We start from the raw sequence: 7,181 nt of genomic DNA on the forward strand, positions 1-7,181 counted from the left end.
TAATGACCAATAGCGGACATTAAAAATGGCGAAAAACGGCCAATAATCTTGGCGTTGACAGCGGTTCAAGATCTGTTACTTCAGTTATCTACGGCACAACGTCAGGGCCGTTATAAAACGACGCTTCAGCGTGGAGTAATGGCCCCCCCGCCTGCTCATCATTGATGAAATAGGCTATCTGCCGTTCAGTCAGGAAGAAGCAAAACTGTTCTTCCAGATCATCGCTAAACGTTACGAAAAGAGCGCAATGATCCTGACATCCAATCTGCCGTTCGGGCAGTGGGATCAAACGTTCGCCGGTGATGCAGCACTGACCTCAGCGATGCTGGACCGTATCTTACACCACTCACATGTCGTTCAAATCAAAGGAGAAAGCTATCGACTCAGACAGAAACGAAAGGACCGGGGTTATAGCAGAAGCTAATCCTGAGTAAAACGGTGGATCAATATTGGGCCGTTGGTGGAGATATAAGTGGATCACTTTTCATCCGTCGTTGACAGGTATTAACACAGCGCTGCAGCTGGCGCAGGCTAACACGGCATTCATCCGGAAAAACTTCAGCATCATTCTTGAGCGTACAGTACGCGAACTCAACGGCGAGCCCTGCATATCCCTGGAAGAAGCCCCACCGGCAAAACAGCAGATTGTCTGTAGTCGCAGTTTTGGTGAACGAATCACAGACAAAGATGCCATGCACCAGGCTGTTGTTCAGTATGCAGAGCGGGCCGCAGAGAAACTACGTGGGGAGCGTCAGTATTGCCGGCAGGTGACGACATTTGTACGGACATCCCCCTTTGCAGTAAAAGAACCCTGTTACAGCAATGCCGCAGTGGAAAAGCTTTCATTGCCCACACAGGACAGCCGGGACATTATTGCCGCAGCATGCAGAGCGTTAAACCATGTCTGGCGTGAAGGGTGCCGCTATATGAAGGCAGGAGTCATGCTGGCTGATTTCACACCATCGGGTATAGCGCAGCCGGGATTATTTGATGAAACCCAGCCCCGTAAAAACAGTGAAAAGTTAATGAAAATACTCGATGAACTGAAGCAGTCGGGAAAAGGGAAAGTGTGGTTTGCGGGGCGAGGATCCGCCCCTGAATGGCAAATGAAACGAGAAATGCTATCGCCTTCGTATACAACACAATGGACTGAGATCCCCATTGCTTCATTCTGATATATCAGAATAATTTTTTCATTTTAAGACGCACATCATTCATTGCCTCCTGCACCGAATCAGTAGCAGAAGGAGGCATTTTTTCAGCAGATTGCGAAGCACCGAGTTCAGTCAACACAGCTCTGATATCGGCCTGAGAAGGCTTCCATCCAGTCGTCTGACTGAGTAAGGTTACAACCTGATCTGCTGAAAACTCCTCGCTCAAAATGGCTGTCAGCAATACAGGCAGGCGAGGATCAAGTTGGTGTAACGCCATTCCAGAAATAAATGCATTCCGGAACAGCTCACCACGCTCAGAACGCGGAACGGACTCTATCGCTTCCAAAGTTTGAAAGTCCGCAGCTTTTTCCGGATGCAGATAAAGTGTGTATTTTTTCCTTTTCCGTTCATCGTCCACAATATTACTCCTCTTTGAAAGCCGCGATAGCTTCAACCAGTGCTGTCTGTGGCGACTCCATCATCACTACTTTTTGCCCAAGATGGTGCCATGCCGTTTTTATCGAATCATAGATCAACGGGGCCCCACCACCGACAACATAAACACGATTCACATGATGGAAATCACCGAGTTCATTGACTACTTGCTCCCCCAGACTGGCAATAGCCCCCTCAATGGTATTAAGGACCAGATCAGTTTTTGTTTCGTCATTTATAACCTGCCGAACAAAGTCCGGGTCATTACGACGTTTAATCAATTCATCTGCAACGAGGAAACTGGTATCACTGGATGCCATGCGCAATGCACTCATTGCAGCTTTCGTAACTGAAGACACACCAATGCCAGAATTACCATGAATGGCACTTACAGAGTCAAATTGACCAACGATAACACCAACATCAAGCGTAGTGCCGCCAATATCAACTACCAGCGATTTTTCGAACTGACCAACTTTATCCACGACCAGACGAGAAAACACAGCAGGCAATGATTCAGGCATCACATCAACGTGTTCAATGGTGAAAACATCGCCTTTATTAAGACGAATCGGCCTCATTAAATTCTCAATTTTACGCTGAATGTTGAGTTCATTTTTTTGACACTCTTTCGTGTAGAACTCACTGATAGGCAAAGTCACAGTCAATGATACAGGCTGAGGCGCTAATCCACTATTCAGTAAAGCGTGATGCACAGCTAACAGGTTAACATCCGTATATTGATACTCAATATGAGTCGTAAGAATAGATTGGTTGCTAACTTCATCATACGTGTATTTTTTACCATCCAGTTCATAGTTAAATGTCTGGCGAATCCCTAACCCGTCAACCTTCCATCCATGACGAAATGAGTTTTGCGACAATGACTTAAAGATTTTCCCATTGTCATTCCATGCCAACTTGATTGTTGTTGAACCATCATCGCAGTATACGTTCATCTATAGCCCCTTAAATTCTCAATCTGAGTAAATCACTATTTCTGGTTGCAAGATAATACTCAATTTGAGCACTATCATAGTTATGAATTCACAAAACACAAGTATTATTTATTACATCACATAACATATTTCATATTTCATAAGTATGAGAGCATATTGACACCGCAGGTTACCGTGTCAAAATATCATCATACTTCACACATCACATTTATGAGGTTGCAATGATTACTGTAGTTGGTGGGAACAAAGGTGGTTCAGGGAAAACTACCATTGCATCAAACCTAGCTATTGCTCTCGCAAATAAAGGAAGGGAAGTCTGCCTGTTAAACGGAGATCTACAACGAACAGCCGCAAAACATCATGCGGAACGAGAAGCTGCAGGACTGTTACCAGCAATAACCCTTGTTGAGAAATTTGATAACCTGACACAAACACTACAGGCTCTGAATGAAAAGTTCGATGATGTAATAGTGGATGTCGCAGGAAGAAACTCAAAGGAATTCATAACGAGTGGAGTTGTCGCACATCAAATAATTGCGCCACTACAGTGTTCTCAACCAGATCTGGATACTCTTACAGAACTAGAACAACAGATAGACGCAATGCGTAACCTTAACCCGGAACTTAAGGTTTATTGTTTACAAAGTATGGCAACAACCAATCCGGTTTTGAGGGGAAATGAGAGAAAAGAATTCCTTGAATATCTTGAAGAATTCCCAACAATTCAAGTCTTGGATTCAGTTATTTGTTTCAGAAAAGTCTACCGCGATTGCATGAGCAATGGTACCGGTGTAGTAGAAACGAACAATACAGCAGCCAAAGCAGAAATTGAACATTTAATGAATGAGGTATTTGGCCCATGGTGAAAAAACCCAGCCAGCAAGCATTAAACAGAGCTGCAGTTACGGTAGAACAAGCAGAGGCTCTGGCTCAGCGCCTTGCGGATAAACCATACGGCGCACCGGAAAAACCCGAACCAGAAAAACAATGTCGGACGACTATCTCTCTTGGTGAAAGCATGCTTGTCACAATAGAAGATCTGGCATTGAGGAATAAACGCAATGGTAAAGATCCAAAAAATGTAAGTGCCATCGTCAGAGTAGCCCTTGAGCAATACTTAAAAACACTAACGTAATAATCAAGAAGTTATTACTTATGAAGTCACACTTGCGAATTCATACTGTTTAAGCCCCCTTGCATACAAGAGATCACATATTGCAGTGGTCTCTTTTTTATAGAACAAGTCACAATTCATAATTATGATTTATGAATTATGCGTGTCTGTTTTTCAGCATTGTGACCGCATCGGACTCAGGCATCAAAAACTGCACCCTGTGCCGGGCAGCAACATCCAGCGCAAAAACCTTCGTATAGACTTCCGTTGAGCTGATGGACTTATGGCCCATCAGGCTCTGCAGAACCTTCAGCGGTATACCGGCATACAGCATGTGCATCGCATAGGAATGGCAGAACGTATGTGGTGTGACCGGAACAGAGAACGTCACACCGTCAGCAGCAGCGGCGGCAACCGCCTCCCCAATCCAGGTCCTGACCGTTCTGTCCGTCACTTCCCAGATCCGCGCTTTCTCTGTCCTTCCTGTTCGTTTATTACGCCGTTCCATGGGGATTTTCAGTGTTGCCACCATCGTCTGCAGCTGGCTGACGTACCAGGAGTCGGAGAGCGGAACTAGCTGGTGAGTCTGCTGCCCGGCAGGCGTTCTTCCTGCCGTCCTAGCTGCTTTTTCTGTCCGCTGCTTCAGAGTGGCCAGCAGCATCTTGCGGCGCAGATCCGGGACGTAATGGAGCAGGGCACTCACTTCAGGGGCGAGCAGGTATTTTGGCAGTTCATCATGAACCATCGACATCTGGCGGAGTGCCAGCGCAGCCGGATAATCAATGGCAACAGGCAGCGATGCAGGCTGTCCGGCAGAATACACTGCCGGTACCATGACTGCAGACTGGCTGTGTATAACGGAGCCTGACATTTATATTCCCCAGAACATCAGGTTAATGGCGTTTTTGATGTCATTTTCGCGGTGGCTGAGATCGGCCACTTCTTCCCCAATGACGGAGACCGGCACACTGGCCATATCGGTGGTCATCATGCGCCAGCTTTCATCCCCGACATGCACCACCGGGTAAAGCTCACGGGAGACTTTATCTGACAGCAGGCGGGCGCTGGCCAGGGGGATAACCATCCGTCGCCCGGGCGTGTCAATAATGTCACTCTGTACATCCACAAACAGACGATAACGGCTCTCTCTTTTATAGGTGTAAACCTTAAACTGCATTTCACCAGTCCCTGTTCTCATCGGCAAAAGAGCCGTTCATTTCAATAAACAGGGCGACCTCAGCCATCCCTTCCTGATTTTCTGCTTTCCAGCGTTCGGCACGCAGACGACGGGCTTCATTCTGCATGGTGGTGCTTACCAGACCGGAGATATTGACATCATATGCCTTGAGCAACTGATAGCTATCACTGTCGACGGTGACTGTAATGCGCTGCTTCATAATACACCTCATCTTACATACTCACTATACGCGGTTAAGTATACATCAGCATTATGCTATAACATGCATCAGATATCGAATATTATTATCTGGCTATTATTAATATTTTCATTAATCACTAGCCTAAAAAATCACCATAATAATAACCAATAATGTAGTAACCACATTAAATTACAGGATGACTGTTTTTCCATGATCCGATTTTTATCTGATTCAGGAATTTCCGGAAGTTAATCACGATCAGTGAATAAGCGAAGTGATCTTTTCTGCCGCTGATGACTGGCTCGCGAACACGGGAATAAACACAGCATACAGTGTTATGTCAGCGGGTATGAACACAACATCCTGTGAAATCTGGCCAACGGACGGCAGCGAAGGATCTGCGGATCCGGAACATACTTTTTTCGGATCTCAGCAGAAAAATGATCATAAATGACATATGTATGGAATATGCAGATGCAAAACCTATACAAGCAGCAGGCCAAAGCATATACTTGGCATATACATAAATTTTCCATAAGTCCACACGGACGGGAGAAAAAATGCGAACAGTATCTATTTTCAGAAACGGCAATAACCGCGCTATCCGTCTGCCCCGCGATCTGGATTTTGAAGGGGTAAGCGAGCTCGAAATCATCCGGGAAGGGGACAGCATCATTCTGCGCCCTGTCCGGCCGACCTGGAGCTCATTCCGGGAGCTCGAAAAGGCCGCTCCGGACTTTATGACGGAGCGCGAGGACATTGTCAGCGACGAAGGACGATTTAGCCTGTGAATAAAACGTATATGCTTGATACCTGTATCTGTTCGTTCATCATGCGCGAACAGCCTGAAGCCGTACTGAAACGCCTGGAGCAGGCGGTGCTGCGCGGCCATCGTATCGTGGTCTCGGCTATTACTTACTCCGAGATGCGCTTCGGCGCCACCGGCCCGAAGGCTTCCCCGCGTCACATTACTCTAGTCAACGCGTTCTGTGACCGACTCGATGCCATCCTGCCTTGGGATCGCGCTGCAGTGGACACCACCACCGATATCAAGGTGGCACTGCGCACTGCCGGTACGCCGATCGGCCCAAACGACACAGCAATCGCCGGTCATGCCATTGCCGTCGGTGCGATCCTGGTAACCAATAATGTGCGAGAATTTGAGCGGGTGCCCGGCCTGGTGCTGGAAGACTGGGTTAAATGAAGAATAAGTACGCTCAGGATACTGATCGTCCGCTTTATGTCAGAAACGGACGTTGATGCTGGATGAAAATTAGGCCAAGGCTTTTATCTCTGACCTTAACGATCAGTTTGATAAGGCGAAATCGATAGCCTGACGGATAGTCACTACCTGTGCCCTGACACATTCTTCCAGAGTGGTTTCTGCGCTGTCGGGGTAAACTTCAGTGGTTGTGGTGAAGGGGGCTCCGGTGATCGTGGCACATAAATGATATGCACCGTTGTCGTATTCAATCACGCCCGGGCTCACTACCGGAAAACCAAGAATACTCCCCTCATGGTCAGCCGGGGTGATATGTGTCACCTTCTCCACAGCTTCGATAATTGCACGCTGGAGGTCGAGTCTTGAATTCTGTCTGTCGCTGACGAGGTAAAATCCATCCGGGATAGATTCTGGTTCGTAAAGTTGACCATCTCTTGCCGCAAGCGCCGGGCTGAACTCGCTTTCATCTGTATCTGTCGTTTCATGTAAATCGACATGAATCAGAAATCGTCCTTTTATCCCGGAAACAAGCTGCATTAAGCTTGTCGATTCTTCTGCGCTGCCTTGCGCGAAAAATTGCCTGTTAGGATCGACGGCATTGTAATTCCAGCGTGCCACACGTTCATACGCCCACGGGCTGACGCAGGGTACAACAAGCAAGTTTAATTTCCCCGCATACTCTTCCTGACAATCGGACAAAAATTCCAGAGCGCCAAAAACACCACTTGTTTCGTCCCCATGAACACCGCCGGTAATAAGGGCAACAGGGAGCGTCTGATCCCAGTCCTGTGACTTTGCCGCCATCAGAGGATAGACATCATCACCATATTGCAACTCGCCATACTGAACGATGTCAGTAAGCGTGCAGCAAGAACCGTATTGACGGGGATGTGTTATTCAGTCGGCAGTGCTACGCGC

Annotated in this window: 10 protein-coding genes and 2 pseudogenes; 6 read left to right on the forward strand and 6 right to left on the reverse strand. The window is 47.2% G+C overall.

From position 1 onward, the window contains the following. Positions 1–63 precede the first annotated feature (63 nt). Positions 64–434, forward strand: a pseudogene (istB, locus tag A7090_RS23710) (IS21-like element IS100kyp family helper ATPase IstB); the annotation flags it as partial. A 63-nt stretch (positions 435–497) separates the two neighbouring features. Then, positions 498–1,175 (forward strand): annotated as a pseudogene (locus tag A7090_RS23715) (DinB/UmuC family translesion DNA polymerase); the annotation flags it as partial. 4 nt (positions 1,176–1,179) lie between these two features. Here A7090_RS23715 and A7090_RS23720 read toward each other — a convergent pair. Beyond that, entirely contained in the window at positions 1,180–1,572 is a 393-nt protein-coding gene (locus A7090_RS23720; protein WP_000340832.1) for a plasmid partitioning/stability family protein, read from the reverse strand. A gap of 4 nt (positions 1,573–1,576) precedes the next feature. Further along, positions 1,577–2,548, reverse strand: a complete 972-nt coding sequence (gene parM / locus A7090_RS23725) for a plasmid segregation protein ParM domain-containing protein (RefSeq protein WP_001103700.1) — start codon at positions 2,546–2,548, stop codon at positions 1,577–1,579. 221 nt (positions 2,549–2,769) lie between these two features. Between parM and A7090_RS23730 the strand changes: the two genes are divergently transcribed. Beyond that, positions 2,770–3,414, forward strand: a complete 645-nt coding sequence (locus tag A7090_RS23730; RefSeq protein WP_000633911.1) for an AAA family ATPase — start codon at positions 2,770–2,772, stop codon at positions 3,412–3,414. After that, positions 3,408–3,683: a hypothetical protein gene (locus A7090_RS23735; RefSeq protein WP_000239529.1), complete on the forward strand. Its 276-nt coding sequence runs from the start codon at positions 3,408–3,410 to the stop codon at positions 3,681–3,683. Before A7090_RS23730 ends, A7090_RS23735 begins: the two co-directional genes overlap by 7 nt. Positions 3,684–3,819: 136 nt before the next feature. Here the strand turns inward: A7090_RS23735 and A7090_RS23740 are convergent, their stop codons facing one another. From A7090_RS23740 to ccdA, 3 genes are read right to left on the reverse strand one after another with little or no spacing between them, the layout of a single operon-like run. After that, positions 3,820–4,533 carry a tyrosine-type recombinase/integrase gene (locus A7090_RS23740; protein ID WP_105275739.1) on the reverse strand — a complete coding sequence of 238 codons (714 nt, stop codon included), beginning with the start codon at positions 4,531–4,533 and terminating at the stop codon, positions 3,820–3,822. Further along, positions 4,534–4,839: a type II toxin-antitoxin system toxin CcdB gene (gene ccdB / locus A7090_RS23745; protein WP_001159871.1), complete on the reverse strand. Its 306-nt coding sequence runs from the start codon at positions 4,837–4,839 to the stop codon at positions 4,534–4,536. A 1-nt stretch (position 4,840) separates the two neighbouring features. After that, positions 4,841–5,059: a type II toxin-antitoxin system antitoxin CcdA gene (gene ccdA / locus A7090_RS23750; RefSeq protein ID WP_000813633.1), complete on the reverse strand. Its 219-nt coding sequence runs from the start codon at positions 5,057–5,059 to the stop codon at positions 4,841–4,843. 542 nt (positions 5,060–5,601) lie between these two features. Here ccdA and vapB point away from each other — a divergent pair. Together vapB and A7090_RS23765 are read left to right on the forward strand one after the other, a co-directional pair. Beyond that, complete coding sequence (vapB, locus tag A7090_RS23760; RefSeq protein ID WP_105275740.1) at positions 5,602–5,832, forward strand: type II toxin-antitoxin system VapB family antitoxin; 231 nt, start codon at positions 5,602–5,604, stop codon at positions 5,830–5,832. Next, a complete protein-coding gene (locus A7090_RS23765; RefSeq protein WP_105275741.1) occupies positions 5,829–6,245 on the forward strand; it encodes a type II toxin-antitoxin system VapC family toxin in 417 nt (138 codons plus the stop codon). The genes vapB and A7090_RS23765 overlap by 4 nt, the downstream gene beginning before the upstream one ends. Positions 6,246–6,347: 102 nt before the next feature. On the opposite strand, the gene A7090_RS23770 is transcribed toward A7090_RS23765, so the two are convergent. Further along, entirely contained in the window at positions 6,348–7,097 is a 750-nt protein-coding gene (locus A7090_RS23770) for a M14 family metallopeptidase (protein ID WP_241957294.1), read from the reverse strand. Positions 7,098–7,181: the final 84 nt, after the last annotated feature.

It is taken from the genome of Escherichia sp. MOD1-EC7003 (assembly GCF_002965065.1).
Taxonomy (GTDB): domain Bacteria; phylum Pseudomonadota; class Gammaproteobacteria; order Enterobacterales; family Enterobacteriaceae; genus Escherichia.